The 15,073-nt window shown below is 66.0% G+C and carries 13 protein-coding genes and 1 tRNA gene; 5 read left to right on the top strand and 9 right to left on the bottom strand.

Going from position 1 to position 15,073, the window contains the following annotated elements:
* Window positions 1–726: a 3'-5' exonuclease gene (locus tag C9F13_RS04440; RefSeq protein ID WP_108444987.1), complete on the top strand. Its 726-nt coding sequence runs from the start codon at window positions 1–3 to the stop codon at window positions 724–726.
* Window positions 727–832: 106 nt separating this feature from the next.
* On the opposite strand, the gene C9F13_RS04435 is transcribed toward C9F13_RS04440, so the two are convergent.
* The 9 genes from C9F13_RS04435 to C9F13_RS04395 all read right to left on the bottom strand — a co-directional run bounded on the left by C9F13_RS04435 (window position 833) and on the right by C9F13_RS04395 (window position 12,072).
* On the bottom strand, window positions 833–2,506 hold the full coding sequence (locus C9F13_RS04435; protein ID WP_108444986.1) for a BCCT family transporter: 1,674 nt from the start codon (window positions 2,504–2,506) through the stop codon (window positions 833–835).
* 42 nt (window positions 2,507–2,548) lie between these two features.
* Window positions 2,549–2,977, bottom strand: coding sequence for a universal stress protein (locus C9F13_RS04430; protein ID WP_108444985.1), 429 nt, complete (start codon window positions 2,975–2,977; stop codon window positions 2,549–2,551).
* A 305-nt stretch (window positions 2,978–3,282) separates the two neighbouring features.
* Window positions 3,283–4,161 (bottom strand): glycine betaine ABC transporter substrate-binding protein, encoded by an 879-nt coding sequence (locus tag C9F13_RS04425; RefSeq protein ID WP_108444984.1) that lies wholly within the window; start codon window positions 4,159–4,161, stop codon window positions 3,283–3,285.
* 92 nt (window positions 4,162–4,253) lie between these two features.
* Window positions 4,254–5,087, bottom strand: coding sequence for an ABC transporter permease (locus tag C9F13_RS04420; protein WP_108445351.1), 834 nt, complete (start codon window positions 5,085–5,087; stop codon window positions 4,254–4,256).
* 5 nt (window positions 5,088–5,092) lie between these two features.
* Window positions 5,093–6,295, bottom strand: a complete 1,203-nt coding sequence (locus C9F13_RS04415; RefSeq protein ID WP_108444983.1) for a quaternary amine ABC transporter ATP-binding protein — start codon at window positions 6,293–6,295, stop codon at window positions 5,093–5,095.
* Window positions 6,296–6,679: 384 nt separating this feature from the next.
* A complete protein-coding gene (locus C9F13_RS04410) occupies window positions 6,680–7,843 on the bottom strand; it encodes a PQQ-dependent sugar dehydrogenase (protein WP_108444982.1) in 1,164 nt (387 codons plus the stop codon).
* 263 nt (window positions 7,844–8,106) lie between these two features.
* Window positions 8,107–9,021 (bottom strand): LysR family transcriptional regulator, encoded by a 915-nt coding sequence (locus tag C9F13_RS04405; RefSeq protein ID WP_108444981.1) that lies wholly within the window; start codon window positions 9,019–9,021, stop codon window positions 8,107–8,109.
* Between the two features lie 164 nt (window positions 9,022–9,185).
* On the bottom strand, window positions 9,186–11,324 hold the full coding sequence (locus tag C9F13_RS04400; protein ID WP_108444980.1) for a TonB-dependent receptor domain-containing protein: 2,139 nt from the start codon (window positions 11,322–11,324) through the stop codon (window positions 9,186–9,188).
* Between the two features lie 184 nt (window positions 11,325–11,508).
* Complete coding sequence (locus C9F13_RS04395; protein WP_108444979.1) at window positions 11,509–12,072, bottom strand: PRC-barrel domain-containing protein; 564 nt, start codon at window positions 12,070–12,072, stop codon at window positions 11,509–11,511.
* A gap of 194 nt (window positions 12,073–12,266) precedes the next feature.
* Between C9F13_RS04395 and C9F13_RS04390 the strand changes: the two genes are divergently transcribed.
* The 4 genes from C9F13_RS04390 (at window position 12,267) to C9F13_RS04380 (ending at window position 15,070) form a co-directional block, all read left to right on the top strand.
* A complete protein-coding gene (locus C9F13_RS04390) occupies window positions 12,267–13,310 on the top strand; it encodes a hypothetical protein (protein WP_108444978.1) in 1,044 nt (347 codons plus the stop codon).
* 104 nt (window positions 13,311–13,414) lie between these two features.
* A tRNA-Ile gene (locus C9F13_RS04385) sits at window positions 13,415–13,491 on the top strand.
* Window positions 13,492–13,826: 335 nt separating this feature from the next.
* The gene (locus C9F13_RS17610; protein ID WP_211310898.1) at window positions 13,827–14,006 is read left to right on the top strand and encodes a hypothetical protein; all 180 of its coding nucleotides are present in this window, start codon (window positions 13,827–13,829) and stop codon (window positions 14,004–14,006) included.
* Window positions 14,003–15,070, top strand: coding sequence for an AAA family ATPase (locus tag C9F13_RS04380; RefSeq protein ID WP_211310897.1), 1,068 nt, complete (start codon window positions 14,003–14,005; stop codon window positions 15,068–15,070). The genes C9F13_RS17610 and C9F13_RS04380 overlap by 4 nt, the downstream gene beginning before the upstream one ends.
* Window positions 15,071–15,073: the final 3 nt, after the last annotated feature.

Raw genomic sequence — 15,073 nt, 5'->3', positions numbered from 1 at the left:
ATGCGCCTCCCGCGACGCAGGCGATCCCCGGCGGTGCCGGGCTGGCCGGAGTACCTGGCGAAGCGTGCCGAGCTCGCCGGCGACCCGCTGCTGGCGCGCTTCTTCGCCACCGGGATGCCGGGGCCGGAGACGCCCATCGCCGAGGCGCCCATGGTCGCCCTGGACATGGAAACCACCGGGCTCGACGAGCGGCGCCACGCCATCGTCAGCATCGGTCTGGTGCCCTTCACCCTGGGGCGCATCAGCCTGCCCCAGCGGCGCTACTGGGTGCTGCGGCCGCCCCGGCCGCTGAACGCCAAGTCGGTGACCTTCCATCACATCACCCACTCGGACATCGCCGGTGCCCCCGACTTCGACGAGATCCTCGAGGAGCTCCTCGCGGCCATCGCGGGCCGCCTGGTGGTGGTGCACTATCGGCATATCGAGCGTCCGTTCCTGGATGCCGCCGTGAAGGCACGCCGGGGCGAGGGGCTGATGTTCCCGGTCATCGACACCATGTCGCTGGAGGCGCGCCGGCATCGGCAGTCGCTGCTGGCGCGCTTCAAGCGCTGGATGGGCCGGCCGCCGGCCTCCATTCGCCTCTACGACAGCCGCGAGCGCTACGGGCTGCCGGTCTACTCGGGCCATCACGCCCTGGTCGACGCCCTGGCCACCGCCGAGCTGCTGCAGGCCCAGGTGGCCACCCACTTCGATCCCGAGATGCCGGTGGGCGAGCTGTGGAGCTAGCCTGACCGGACGGCGACCCCGACTCCAGACACGAGGAAGGCGGCCCGAGGGCCGCCTTCCTGTCGTGGCATGCCGGCGCGTCGGCGCGCCGGGATGAGCGTGGCCGTCAGGCGCTACGCGGCTCGCTCATCAGGCCCTTGACGATCGCATAGCAGCCCACCAGCAGCACGAGGGTGAAGGGCAGGCCGGTGGTCAGGGCGGCCGTCTGCAGGGCGCCGAGGCCGCCGCCGAGCAGCAGCGCGATGGCCAGTGCCCCCTCGATCAGCGCCCAGAAGATGCGCTGGGGCTTGGGCGCATCGACCTTGCCGCCGGCGGTGATGGAGTCGATCACCAGCGAGCCGGAGTCGGAGGAGGTCACGAAGAACACGATGACCAGCACGATCCCGATGAAGGAGGTGATGGTGGTCAGCGGCAGGGACTCGAGCATGGTGAACAGCTGCAGCTCGAGCGCCGCATCCTGCACCTTGGTGATGCCCTGGTTGACCACCTGGTCGATGGCCGTGGTGCCGAAGGCGGTCATCCACACCACCGAGGCCATCGACGGCACCAGCAGCACGGCGATCAGGAACTCGCGTACCGTGCGGCCGCGGCTGACGCGGGCAATGAACATGCCGACGAAGGGCGACCAGGCAATCCACCAGGCCCAGTAGAAGGCGGTCCAGCCCTGGCTGAAGTTGGCATCCTCGCGCCCGAACGGCATCGAGAGTGCCGGCAGGTTCTGCACGTAGCCCAGCAGGTTATCGAACACGCCGATGGTGATCATCAGCGTCGGCCCGACGGCGATCACGAAGACCAGCAGCAGGAAGGCCAGCGCCATGTTGATCTGCGACAGGCGCTGCACGCCCTTGTCCACCCCCAGCATGATCGAGCCCAGCGCGACCACGGTGATGCCCATGATCAGCAGGATCAGGGTGGTGTTGTTGTTGGGGATGTCGAACAGGTAGTTCAGCCCCCCGGCCGCCTGGGTGGCGCCGAGCCCCAGCGAGGTGGTCAGGCCGAACAGGGTGGCGAAGACCGCCAGGATGTCGATCACATGGCCCGGCCAGCCCCACACGCGCTCCCCGAGGATCGGGTAGAAGATCGAGCGCATGGTCAGCGGCAGGCCCTTGTTGTAGGCGAAGATCGCCAGCGCCAGGCCGACGATGGCATAGGCGCCCCAGGGGTGCAGGCCCCAGTGGAAGATGGTGGCGGCCATGCTCAGGTCGATGGCGGCGGCCTGGTCGCCCGCGGCGGCGCCCAGCGGTGCCCAGTCGGTGCGCACGCCGTCCTCGACGGTGGTGCCGCCCATGGCGGTGCCGAAGTGCGTCAGCGGCTCCGACACCCCGTAGAACATCAGCCCGATGCCCATGCCGGCGGCGAACAGCATCGCGAACCAGCCCAGGTAGCTGAAGTCGGGTCGGGCGTTGGCGCCGCCGATCCGCACCTTGGCCAGCGGCGTGAAGATCAGCACGATGGCCAGCAACACGAACACGTTGGCGCCGAGCAGGAAGACCCAGCTCAGGTTGGTGGTCAGGAAGCTGAACATCGCGTTGAAGATCGGTTCCATCTGGTCCTGGAGGGCCAGCGTGGCGATCACGAATAACAGGATCACCAGCGAGGAGAAGAGGAAGACCTTCCCGTGAAGGTCCACGTCGATCCCCAGCGGTGACGCGGTGATGTTGTCCTGACCGATGACGTAATCGGTATCGATCAGGTTGGCCGCGCCCTCGGGCGCCGGAATCCCCTCGGTGCCGGTGTCCTCCGGCACCTTGGGTTTGCCGTCGTTGGGTTGCTTAGCCACTAGACGTCTCCCTTGCGATTATCGGTGTGTGTGTCGTCACGGTCACTCGCCGGCGCCCGGGCGCACCAGGAAGACCGATGCCTTGGTGTGGGTCGCCACCTTGCCGCCGTGGGAGGGGATGATCGCATCCAGGTGCTTGGGCGGGTGGGTCGGCATGATCACCAGGTCGGCGCCCACCTTGTCGATGGCCTCGATGAGGTCGTCGTCGAGATCGGCGATGGGGTCGGGGCTGACGATGGTGTGGGTGCTGACCGGCTGGCCGTGGACCTTGGCGCGCTCCTGGGCGAAGGCCTCGAGCTTCTCGGTGTACTCTTCCGGCGTGCGGGCCACGGAGCCCGGCGTGGTGGCGGTGATGCCGACGTAGCAGACTTCGGCGTCGTAGTGCTTCGCCTGGTCGGCGACGATCTTCAGCGATGGCTCGATCACGTCGAGGTGGGCCAGATCCACTGGCACCATGATTTTCTTGAACATGCCTGCGCTCCTCCTGGTGGGGTCGGCTACTTTCACGTCAAGTGTGGACGGTCAAGGGTGTTTGGGCATGGGCCGATTTCAACGTAACTTGCCGTCAATCGGCGCCTACCCTACACCATCGGCCCATTAAGCGTATGCGAAACGCGACAGATTGGTGTCCAATAGCGCATTTTAATCAAGACTAATGCATCTGATAACCGTGGGGCACCGGCCGCCATGTCGGGCGCACCAACGAAAGGGGGAGAGCCCGATCGGACTCTCCCCCTTGTCTTCCGCGCGTCACAGGGTGACGGCGTGGCGGCGTATCAGCTCTCGGCCGGCAGCCACTCTTGCACCACGTCCTGGTTCTCGGCGACCCACTGCTTGGCGTTCTCGTAGGGCTCGGCATCGCCAGACTGGTTCATCAGCATGACCTCGCCCATCTGCTCGGGGGTCCATTCGAAGGCGTCCAGGATGGCGTAGGCCCCCGGCATGTCCTCCTTCAGCCCCTCGCGCGCAACGGTGTTGATCTGCTCGGCACCGCCGTAGACGTTCTTGGGGTCCTCGAGGTACTTGAGGTCCCAGCGGGCGAACATCCAGTGCGGGGTCCAGCCGGTGACCACAATGTCCTGCTCGTTCTTGATGGCGCTGTCCAGGGCCGCGGTCATGGTGGCGCCGCTGCCGCTCTGCAGGTCCACTTCCTCGAGATCGTAGCTCTCGACGACCTCCTCGGTGAGGCTCATCAGGCCAGCGCCCGGATCGATGCCGGTGATGGTGCCGTCGAAGGCGTCGGCGTTGGCGTCGAGCTCGGCAATGGAGTCGACGTCGGTGTAGGCCGGCACGACCAGCCCCAGCTTGGTGCCCTCGAGGTTGGGCCCCAGGTCGTCGACGCTGTCGCCCACGCGCTCCATGTAGTCGGCGTGGGTGGTCGGCAGCCAGGCGGCGACGATGGCGTCGGCGTCGCCGGTGGAGAGTGCCTGGAACATGGCGGCGGCGGAGAGCGAGGTCAGCTCTACCTCGTAACCGGCCTGCTCCAGCACGGCGGCGATGACGTTGGTGGACGCGACTTCGGAGGCCCACTCGACGTAGGCCAGTTCGACGGTGCCCTTCTCCTCGGCCTGGGCGGCGCCGGCGGCGAGGCCGGTCCCGGCGATCAGGGCGAGGCTGGCGGCACGGATACGGCGGCTAAGCGGTTGCTGAGTCATCTGTAGTCCTTCTTTCGCGTGTGTAACGGTTAGACCTGAGGCGCCGCCCGCGGGCTTTCAAGGGCGGGCCTCTACGACATACGTCTGAGTCTTCAGCCCTTGCGGCCCTTGCGCAGCGACTGGGTCACGCGGTCGAGCAGCATGGCCAGGATCACCACGGCGATGCCGGCCTCGAAGCCGTCGCCCGGACGCAGGCGCTGGATGGCGCGCCATACCTCGCTGCCCAGGCCATCGGCGCCGATCATGGCGGCGATCACCACCATGGAGAGGGCCAGCATGATGGTCTGGTTGATGCCGGCCATCACCGTGGGCAGCGACAGCGGCAGCTGGACCTTGAGCAGCTTCTGGCTGCGGGTGGCGCCGTAGGCGTCGGCGGCCTCGATCAGGTCCTTGGGCACCTGGCGGATGCCCAGGGTGGTGAAGCGGATCGCCGGCGGCATGGAGAAGATCACCGTGGCGAAGATCGCCGATACCGAGCCGATGCCGAAGAACGGGATTGCCGGAATCAGGTAGACGAACGCGGGCATGGTCTGCATGAAGTCCAGCACCGGCATGATCGTCCGGTAGAGCCGCTCGGAGAGGGCCGCGGCGATGCCGACCGGCAGCGCGATGACCACCGCGACCAGGGTGGCGATCACCACCAGGGTCAGGGTCTCGATCATCGGGTCCCAGAGGTCGAGGTTCCAGATCAGCGCCATGCCCAGCGCCGCGCCGATCGCCAGGCGGTGGCTCGAGACCCACCAGCACAGGCCGACGATGATCAGCAGCAGGGCCCAGGGCGGCAGCCAGAACAGGGCGTCGTTGAGCCCGTCGATGCCGGTCTGGGTGACCCGCGAGATGCCGCGGGTGACGCCGGAATATTCAGTGGTCAGCCAGTCGAGACCGCCTTCGATCCACTGGCCAAGCGGAATGCTCGGGATTTCGATAGCCATTACTTGTCTCCTGCCTGTGCCAGTTCATCGAGGACGGCGCCCTTGACCACCACGCCCTGCAGCCGCTTCTCGGCATCCACCACGGCGATGGGGAAGCTCTTCTCGCTGAACATGGCGAAGAGGTTGTGCAGGGGCTCCTCGGGGCCGACGGTGCGGAAGTCCTGGGTCATCACGTCGCGGATGTGGTCCTTGCCCTCCTGGGCGGCCTGCTCGAGGGCATCGACCTCCACCAGGCCCTTGAGGGTACGGTCGCGGCCGGTCACGTAGATGGAGTCCAGGCCGTGCTCGCTCATCTTGCGCAGCGTGGTGCGCGGGCCGTCATCCTCGCGGGCGGTGGCGCGCACCGGGCGCATGGCGTGCTCGGCGGTGAGGATCTTCGACATGTCGACGCCTTCGATGAAGCGCTCGACGTACTCGTCGGCCGGGTTGGTGAGGATCTCCTCCGGCGTGCCGATCTGCACGATCTCGCCATCCTTGAGCAGGATGATGCGATCGCCGATGTTCAGCGCCTCGTCCAGGTCGTGGGTGATGAACACCGTGGTCTTCTGCATGCGGTGCTGCAGCTCGAGCAGCTCCTGTTGCATGTCGCCGCGGATCAGCGGGTCGAGGGCCGAGAAGGCCTCGTCCATCAGCAGCACGGTGGAGTCGTTGGCCAGCGCCCGGGCCAGGCCCACGCGCTGCTGCATGCCGCCGGAGAGCTGGTTGGGATAGGCGTCTTCCCACCCGTCGAGGCCCACCTGCTTGAGCGCCTTCTTGGCGATGTCGGCCCGCTCGACGGGCTCCACGCCGCGGATCTCGAGGCCGAACTCGGCGTTCTGCTGCACCGTGCGATGGGGGAAGAGGGCGAAGTTCTGGAACACCATGGAGAAGTGCCGACGGCGGCACTCGAGCAGCGCCTTGTCCTCCAGCTGAGGAATGTCCTCGCCGTCGATGACGATCTCGCCCTCGGTGGGCTCGATCAGGCGGTTGAGGCAGCGAATCAGGGTCGACTTGCCGGACCCGGACAGCCCCATGATCACCAGGAGTTCACCCTCGTAGACATCGAAGTCGATGTTGGACAGGCCCAGGGTCTGGCCGGTCTTGTCGAGGATCTCGGGACGCTTCTGTCCCTGGTCGCGCAGTTCGAGGGCCTTCTTGGGCTGGTTGCCGAAGACCTTGCTCAGGTTGCGCACCCGAATCTTGACGTTTCGATTCTCGTTCATTGGCTCTGCCTTTTGTCGGCTCCCGTCGGTTCGGCGGGGAGGGCCGAAGGGTCGAGTGAAGTGACGCAAAATTAAGACGTAACTGTGCCATGCGGTACCGTTGACCGCGGCATCAGGCGACGAAGAAGTGCGCTCTACCCTAGCGGTATTTGAATGACCATTCAAATAAAAACCCGCATCAGGCTAAGTAGGATTAGCCTCGGTGGCGCCGAAACGGGCGGAAGGAGGCCTTCGAGCCTAGCAAAAAAAGTGCCCGGATGTGCCCGGCGGCGGGCGCCACTTTGGTCGCATGCCGGCAGCGTTCCGGGGGGCGCGAGGCCCCCAGCGGCGGGGCCTGGGCGGGGGTTTGGAGGCATGTCGACGAGGTGTCGGCGCGGGCGGCGATCAGTCGTCGGTCGCGGGGCGAAGGCGGTAGAGGCCGCCGTCGGAACTGTCGCTAAGCAGCAACAGGGTGCCGTCCCGGGCCAGGCGGACATCGCGGATGCGGCCGATCTCTCCCTCGAGGATCACCTCGCGCTCGACCACGCGGTCGCCCGACAGCGACAGGCGCACCAGCTGCTCGCTGCGCAGCCCGCCGGCCAGCAGGTCGCCGCGCCAGGCGGGGAAGGCCTCGCCCCCCACCTCGGCGAGGCCCGAGGGGGCGAAGCGGCCGGCGAAGACGTGCACGGGGGCGCGCATGCCCGGCGCGCTGTCGAGGCCGATGGGCTGGTTGGTGGCGTAGTCGTTGCCGCGGCTGACCCGCGGCCAGCCGTAGTTCTCGCCGGCGACCAGGCGGTTGAGCTCGTCGCCGGTGCGCGGGCCGTGCTCGGTGCTCCAGGCGGTGCCGTCCGCCGCCACGGTCAGCCCCTGGGGATTGCGGTGGCCCAGGGTGAAGATCTCGTCGAGCACGGCCGCATCGTCGACGAAGGGGTTGTCCGCCGGCACGCCGCCGTCCTCGGTGAGGCGCACGAAGCTTCCGGTGTGATCGCCGCCGTCCTGGGCGCGTGGCGGGCGGCCGCGCTCGCCGATGCTCATCAGCAGGGTGCCGTCCGCGCGCCAGGCCAGGCGCGAGCCGTAGTGGTGGCGGGTCGGCACGAAGCGGTTCTGGACGAAGAGCGTCTCCAGGTCGACCAGGGCGTCGCCCTGGAGCCGCCCGCGGGAGAGGGCGGTGGCGTGGCCGCCGGGCCCCGCCTTGCTCCAGGTGAGATAGACCCAGTCGCGGTTCTCGCCCCGGTCCGTCTCCCGGCCGAAGTCCGGATGCAGGACGACATCCAGGAGCCCGCCCTGGTGGCCGGCGGCGACCTCGGGGACGCCGGACAGGCGCGTCTGGCGGCCGTCCGTGTCGATGCGCACGAGCCGCCCCGGCCGCTCGGTGACGAGCCAGCCCCCGTCCGGCAGCTCGGCCACCGCCCAGGGATGCTCGAGCCCCGTGGCCAGGCGCTCAAGGCGCAGCTCATGGTGCTCGGTCGCGAGGCGCTGGGCGATCACTTCCGCGGCGAGCGCAGGCCCGGCGACCAGGGCGCCCGCGAGCAGCAGGGCGGCGGCAAGCGGGTGGCGTGATAGCGACATGCGGGTCTCCCGGGTGGCGGCCATCGGACCGGGGGCGGTTGGGTGGTACGCGGCGTGCGGGTGGCTCCCCAGGGGGCGCAGCGAGGCCGCCGCAGGGCGTCGGATCGAGGGGCGTCGGGGGAATCGCGGGGAAATAATGGCCCTGTGGCGTGGCTAACCACAGCGCGACGGGACAGGGCCAAGGATCGAAACGCCAGCCTAGTGAGCGTAGACCGCCGTGACGAGGAAGAGCCAGAACCATCGCGCCCTGAATCGTCCGGGGCTCAGGCGGCCGGGACCGGCGAGCGCCAGGCCTCGGGAACCTCGCGGCGCAGGGTCTCGATCAGGGTGGCGACCCGCCGCGGCTGGTGACCGTAGGCCGAGAGCAGGGTGACCGGCAGCGGCGCCGCCTGCCACTCGGGCAGGCAGGGCACCAGGTCGCCCGGGTGGTGGGCCTCGCGCTGTTCGACGAGCCAGTGGGGCAGCAGGCCGATGCCCTGTCCGCGGGCGATGGCGTCGACGTGCAGCAGCGTCAGGTCGACGCTCAGCCGCGAGCGCGGCGGGCGGAAGTGCACGCTGCCCTGTTCGGCGTGGTGGAGCCTGAGGCCGCGACGGCTGTGGCCGAGCAGATCGATCCAGGCGTGCTCGGCCAGCGCCCGGGGATGCGATGGCATGCCGTGGCGGGCCAAATAGTTCGGGTGGGCGTAGAGCCCGCGCGTCAGCTGCCCCAGCGACTCCGCCTTGAGCTCGGTGGGCGGCACGGGCCCCAGCCAGACATGCAGGCGGTGGCTGTCGGGCACCCGGGGCGCCACCTCCCGGGCGTGCAGCGAGAGTTCCACGTCGGGATGCCGCGCCAGGAAGGCGTCGACGACCGGGGCCAGCCAGCAGCGCGCCAGGGCGCCGTGGACCTCCAGGGAGAGGCGACCGCTGATCGTCTCGGAGAGTTCGGCCAGCGCCTCGCGGCTGCGGGTGGCCAGGGCCAGCATGTCGCGGCAGTAGTCGTGGAACAGCAGCCCCGCCTCGGTGGGAATCAGGCGGTTGGCCTGACGACGCAGCAGCGGCTGGCCCAGGCGCGTCTCCAGCTGGCTGATGCGTCGGCTCAGGGTCGATTTGGCCACGTCCAGCTCGCGGGCGCTGAGGGTCAGGCTGCCCGTGGCCATGACGGCGTCGAAGGCGGCCAGCTCGTCGAAATCGTGCATGCTCGAAGCCCTGGAAAGGAGCGCGGCGGAGGGTCCGCCCCGGGATGGCGGGGACGCGGGCGCAAAGATGAAAGTGGTTATCTTATGAGATTTAATCTCATTAATGAAGGGCCCCGGCGCTGCCGGGGCCCTCGAGCGAGATCATCGCGCACCACGACGCCGGTTCAGAACGCGTAGCGGGCGGAGAGCCACAGCCGACGCCCCTCCTCGCTGTTGGCGTAGGCGTTGCCGTATTCCCGGCCATCGTCGTAGGCGCGATAGTCGACGAAGTCCTTGTCGAGCAGGTTGTAGACGGTGGCACTCAGGGTCACGCCGTTCGACAGGGCGTAGCTGCCGCCCAGGTGGAAGAGCGCGTAGGCCTCGAAGTCGCCCAGGTCGGCGAAGGAGGGAGCGCCGCGGACCCGTTCGCGGGCGCGATAGCGCTCGCTGCGATACTCGCCGGAGAGCCAGGTGCTGAGTCTGTCTCTGGCCTGCCAGCGCAGGGTGGCGTTGACGGCGTGCTCCGGGGTGTCGGTCAGCGGTTCCCCCTTCTGCTCGCCGCTCTTCTGCTCGCTGTCGGTGTAGGTGTAGTTGGCGCTCAGGTGCCAGGCCGGGGCGAGGCGCAGGCGGGTCGCCAGCTCGAGGCCCCGGGTCTCGGCCTCGTCGACGTTGATGTCCCGGGCGTAGACGCCGTCCGGGATCGCCGGGTCGCCACTGACGACGATATCCGGTCCGGCGGCGATCTTGTCGTCGAAGCGGGTGTGGAAGAGCGTGGCGCTGGCCATGAAGCCGTCGCCGTCGTCGAACTGGGCGGAGAGTTCGCTGCTGGTGCTGGTCTCCGGCTCCAGGTCGGGGTTGCCGATGGTCAGCACCGTGCCCTGGCCGGTCACGCCGTTGATGCCGGCGTGCAGGGCGTTGAGCGTCGGCGTCTTGTAGCCGCGGCTGATGCCGCCCTTGAGGGTCCACTGCTCCGTGGCGCTCCACACCAGGTAGCCGCGCGGGTTGAACTGGCTGCCGAAGGCGTCGTGATGGTCGTAGCGCCCGCCCAGGGTCAGCGCCCAGTCGTCGGCGAGCCACCACTCGTCCTCGACGAACAGCGCCCAGGTGGTCTGTGCGAACTCCTCGGTGGCCAGGCCGTCGGTCAGCTCGGCATCCATCCATTGGCCGCCGAGGGTGGTGACGTGATCGCCCAGCGGCATCACGAACTTGCTGTCGAGCACGGTGTTGGTGGTCTCGAGCTCGCGGGCGTCGCCGCCGACGATCCCCGGGAAGGCCGCATAGGGCTCACCGAAGGTGCCGGGAATGGTGCGCCCCACGGTCTCGGTAGTGTTGCGCATCAGGCTCGACTCCAGGGTGCCGGCGGCGAAGCGGCCGGTATGGCCGATGGCCAGCTGCTCGCGCTCGAAGCGCAGCTCATCGGCGTAGCCCTTGGCCTGGCCGGGGTCGGGCGCGCAGCTGCGGGTGCGCCCGTCGAGGGTGCCGAGCTGGCAGTCGTCGTTGTGGTAGCGCTGGCGGCTGGTCTCGGCGTCGAGCCACAGGTCGTGCTCCGCGCTCGGGGTCAGGCTGAGTCTGGCGCCCAGGCTGTAGACGTCGCCCTCCACCGGGCTCGGGCCGCGCTGGCTGACCGGCACCTCGGTGCCGTCCGCCTCGGTGTAGGTCAGGTTCGAGGCGTCGCGATCGTAGAGGCGCCAGCGCACCTGCAGGCCCAGGGTGTCATCGACCAGCGGCCCGCTGGCATAGAGGCTGGTGGCGCGGCTGTCGCCGTACTCGTCATGCTCGTTGAGCGTCGCCTCGGCCTCGACCGTGCCGCCCCACTCGCGGCCGACCCGGCGGGTGATGATGTTGATCACCCCGCCCATGGCATCGGAGCCGTAGAGGGTCGACATCGGGCCGCGGATCACCTCGATGCGCTCGATGCTCGAGACCGGCGGAAAGAAGCTGGTGGCGGTCTCGCCGAAGCCGTTGGGGGTGACGCTGCCGGCGGTATTCTGGCGGCGACCGTCGATCAGGATCAGGGTGTAGTCGCTGGGCAGGCCGCGAATGCGGATGTTGCGCCCGCCGGTCTTGCCGACCTGGCCGCCCACGTCGACCCCCTCCACCCCGCGCAGCGCGTCGGCGAGGCTCGTCACGCGCTTCTGCGCCAGCTCCTCGCGGGTGATCACCGAGATGCTGGCCGGCGCCTCGCTCATGGCCTGCTCGAAGCCGGCGGCGGTCACCACGATGCTGTCCAGGTCGGTGGTCTCCTCGGCCAGGGCCGGCAGGGCGGTGGAGGCGGCGGCCAGGGCCACGGCTCGGGCCAGGGCAGGGGGGGCGAGAGGGGACATGGGGCTCCTTGAATGATAGTGATTATCAATGCCAAGGAATTCTAATGAAGAATGATCCTCATTTGCTGCCGGTTCCCATGAAACATCGCGTTGCGCGTGGCGCAACGGCTCGTGGAGAGGTCGCCTGGGGCGACAACGAAAAAGGCCCGGTCGGAGACCGGGCCTTCGTGCCTCGAGTGGGGCGTTACTGGTTGGCGGCGTCCTGGGTCTTCTCGCCGACGTTCTCCAGCGCCTGGCCGATGCGATCCAGGGCGCGGGAGGCGCCTTCCTGGGTGCTCTCCCAGGCGCTGGCGGCGCCCTCCTTGGTCCGCTCCCAGGCTTCCTGGGCGCCCTGGCGGGCGTTCTGCCACCAGTCGTTGGTGTAGGCCGGCTGCTCGGCGAGCTCCGCCTCGCTCAGATCGACGTTCACCCTGTACTCGATCTCCTCGAGGTCGTGGCCGTTCTGGGTCTCGACGGTGAACTTGCCGGCCTCGATCACGAACTGCTGTTCCCCCTTGAGGTCGAGCAGGGTGCCGGTGTCAATGACCAGGGCGCGCACGGTCATGTCGTTGTCGAGAAGGATGTCCTCGACTTCGCCGACCTGGGCGCTGCTGCCGGTGGCGTAGACGTCGGCATCGAGCAGCTCATCGGCGGAGTAGAGGCCCTGGGGGGCGGCCATGGCAGCGCCCGAGACGGCCAGGCCGCCGGCCAGAAGGGCTCCCAGGGTGGCGTGATGAAGGGCGTGGCACAGGGGCTTTCCGTGGATCATGCGTTCTCTCCTTGTTCAACGTCGTGAAGCGTTGTCGATCGCGCGGCGTGCCGAGACGCCGTGCTTCCTTTGTACCGGGGGAGGCCGTCCGGGTTCACCCCCTTGCGGTAACGGACTGTTACGGCGCGCGCCCTATCGTGGCGCTCCCTGGCCCATTAGGGTGATTGGCACATCCCACGAGAGGAGGCCTTTCCATGGTCAAGGCGAGCATCCGCCAGCAGGGCACCATCCACTGCTTTCCCGCGGGCCTGCGCGACGAGAAGGGCCGGCCGGTGAACGCCGAGGTCTCGGCGGTGGCCTTCGACGGCAAGCGGCTGCTGATGGCCAGCGACAAGCCGATTCCCGGCGAGGCGCGCTCCGCCTGCTTCGCCCTGCCGATCGACGACCGGGGCCCCGACGACACCCGCCTCGACTACTTCACCCAGCCGCTGATCAAGCAGGCCGAGAAGTACGAGGACTTCGCCCTCACCGCCGACGGCCGCCACGTGCTGGCGACCACCGGCTTCGATCGCATCGACGACGAGAGCCACGCACTCAACGACTACAACCACCTGCTGATCTGGCCGCTGGGCGAGCCGGACAAGGTGCAGGTGGTGGATCCCGACCCCCGCGACGGCGTGGAAGGCTCGCTGGAGCTTCGCGGCAAGCTCAGCGGCGCCATCGGCTTTCCCTACTACAAGATCGAGGGGCTCGCGGCGATCCCCGGCGAGCGCGGCGACGGCCTGCTGCTGTTCGGCATCCGCGAGCAGGGCAACGCCCATGACGACTTCGCCTACGTCAGCCGGGTGGTGGGCGCGCACTACCGGATCAGCGAGAGCGGCAACCTCGAGTTCCTCGACGAGATGCGCGAGTTCTTCGCCTTCGACCCGGATCGCCATGAGGGGGTGCGCTTCGAGTGCGGGCTCTCGAGTCTCGAGTACGACCCCTACCACGCCCGGCTCTACCTGCTGACCAGCTTCGAGACCGAGCAGGACGGGGAAGAGCACATCGGCGGCTACCTGTGGGAGCTGAGCCTCGAGGAGTTCCGCGCCGGCGAGACCCCGCGGCTGGTGACCACTCCGAAGGGCGAACCCCTGGAGTTCGAGCACAAGGCCGAGGGCCTCGCCGTGCTCGATCACGACCGCCTGTTCGTCGCCTACGACAACGACCGCCACCTGGGGCTCGGCAGCGTGGACGAGCGTGACGAGCGCCACGCCTGCGAGGCGCCCTTCACTATCCTGAACGTGGTCGGCGGCTGAGCCGTACCCGGATGCGCCGCGCCGAGGGCGGTATCGCCTTCGGCGCTGGCCTCGCCCATCGGCTTTCGCTATCATACGGCGGCGCCGTTCGGCGTTTCCGGAAAGGGCCTATAGCTCAGTTGGTTAGAGCAGGGGACTCATAATCCCTTGGTCGCAGGTTCGAGCCCTGCTGGGCCCACCACTCCGCGTTACCTCTCCTTTCTATCCTGCCTCGTCGGGAGAATTCGCGCTTCCCGCATTGCAACCCCCGCCGTGCCTGCTATTCTCAAGATTTTCCTAATGCTTTGATCTGATTCTGACTATTCGCCTTGAGCTTTTGCCGCGAGCACATAAGCACGGAGAGCGAGAAGGCGCGGAAGACGCTCAAGCAGACCGGGACGGATACCGACTAGCCGGAAAGGCTGCGGCAAGGTGGTACCAGGGAGTGAAAGCTTCGAGGTCAGAATATCTGCCTTGATCACTGTTTTTTTGTATTATTAAAAGAATGTTTCTCAGAAAGGGGGTTTTGGAGCACTTATGGCACTAATAGAAGGGATGAAAATAAAAAACTATCGTTCATTGAGAAACGTTTCTTTTGGCAGGACATGGCAGGATAGGGATGTAGACCCTCTAACACCATTGACCGTTGTTATTGGCAAAAATGGTGCTGGTAAAGCTCTTTATTTGATGCATTTGGTTTCCTTTCTGACTGTTTGACATATGGCGTTGGGGAAGCTTGCTATAGGAGTGGGAGAGGAGGTTTTGAACGTCTTAGATCTATGGAGCGTGATGGTAATATAGAGTTTGAGATTTACTATCGAGAAAGCGCTAATGAGAGGCCTATAACTTATGAGCTTTCCATTGGAGTTGACAAAAGTGGAAGGCCTAGAGTAGCAAATGAAAGGTTGCGGCAAAGAAGGCGTGGTCAAAAGACAGGTAGGCCTTTTTCCTTCCTCGAGTTGAAAGATGGATCTGGGAAAGTTTGGTCTGGGGAGGACTTGTCTGAAAATGAAGATTCAGATGAAGTGTTGCTTGAGGAAAGTAACTCAACGCACAAGGTCGAGCTTGATAGTGATGAAAAGTTGGCGATTTCCACGCTGGGGAACTTAAAAGATCATCCGAGAATATCGAAGTTTAGAAAGTTCATAGAGGGTTGGTATCTCTCATACTTTACCCCCGAGTCAGCTAGAGATTTGCCTCGTGTAGGTGCACAAAAACATTTGAACAGGCTTGGAGATAATCTTGGTAACTTTGTCCAGTTTATGGAGAATGAGCACCCAAAGAAACTGCGCAAGGTTTTAGAGGAGATTTCTTCTAAAATACCCGGTATTGAAAAAATAAAGACAGAGAAGTCTCCAGATGGGCGGTTGTTGTTAAAGTTCTGGAGCGAGGGGTTTAAAAATCCTTTCTATGCCCAGCAAATGTCAGATGGCACCCTGAAGATGTTTGCGTATATGCTTCTGTTGGAAGATCCAGATCCTGCGCCTTTCATTTGTATAGAAGAGCCAGAAAATGGTCTTTACCACAAGCTTTTAGACTCTTTGGTAGATGAGTTTAGAGAAAGTGCTTCAGGACGAAAGGGTGGTTCGCAGTTGTTTGTTACAACTCATCAGCCATATTTAGTAGATGCGCTTTCACCTAAAGAGGTATGGGTTTTAGAAAAGCAGCATGACGGATTCTCAGTTTTAACTAGAGCTTCAGATTATCCTGGGGTTGTTGAAATGTTTGAGGAAGGTTTGCCGCTTGGAAGCTTGTGGTATAGCGATCACATCGATAGCTAGAAT

It is taken from the genome of Halomonas denitrificans (assembly GCF_003056305.1).
GTDB classification, from domain to species: domain Bacteria; phylum Pseudomonadota; class Gammaproteobacteria; order Pseudomonadales; family Halomonadaceae; genus Halomonas; species Halomonas denitrificans.
Note: the sequence above shows the minus strand (reverse complement) of the source record. Positions and strands in the feature narration are given on the sequence as shown.

Excerpts from the sequence above, each read along its gene's own strand:
- C9F13_RS04410 (WP_108444982.1), bottom strand. The coding sequence starts at position 7,843 with ATGTCGCTATCACGCCACCCGCTTGCCGCCGCCCTGCTGCTCGCGGGC.
- C9F13_RS17610 (WP_211310898.1), top strand. The coding sequence starts at position 13,827 with ATGGCACTAATAGAAGGGATGAAAATAAAAAACTATCGTTCATTGAGA.
- C9F13_RS04425 (WP_108444984.1), bottom strand. The coding sequence starts at position 4,161 with ATGACTCAGCAACCGCTTAGCCGCCGTATCCGTGCCGCCAGCCTCGCC.
- C9F13_RS04405 (WP_108444981.1), bottom strand. The coding sequence starts at position 9,021 with ATGCACGATTTCGACGAGCTGGCCGCCTTCGACGCCGTCATGGCCACG.
- C9F13_RS04430 (WP_108444985.1), bottom strand. The coding sequence starts at position 2,977 with ATGTTCAAGAAAATCATGGTGCCAGTGGATCTGGCCCACCTCGACGTG.
- C9F13_RS04440 (WP_108444987.1), top strand. The coding sequence starts at position 1 with ATGCGCCTCCCGCGACGCAGGCGATCCCCGGCGGTGCCGGGCTGGCCG.
- C9F13_RS04400 (WP_108444980.1), bottom strand. The coding sequence starts at position 11,324 with ATGTCCCCTCTCGCCCCCCCTGCCCTGGCCCGAGCCGTGGCCCTGGCC.
- C9F13_RS04390 (WP_108444978.1), top strand. The coding sequence starts at position 12,267 with ATGGTCAAGGCGAGCATCCGCCAGCAGGGCACCATCCACTGCTTTCCC.
- C9F13_RS04395 (WP_108444979.1), bottom strand. The coding sequence starts at position 12,072 with ATGATCCACGGAAAGCCCCTGTGCCACGCCCTTCATCACGCCACCCTG.
- C9F13_RS04415 (WP_108444983.1), bottom strand. The coding sequence starts at position 6,295 with ATGAACGAGAATCGAAACGTCAAGATTCGGGTGCGCAACCTGAGCAAG.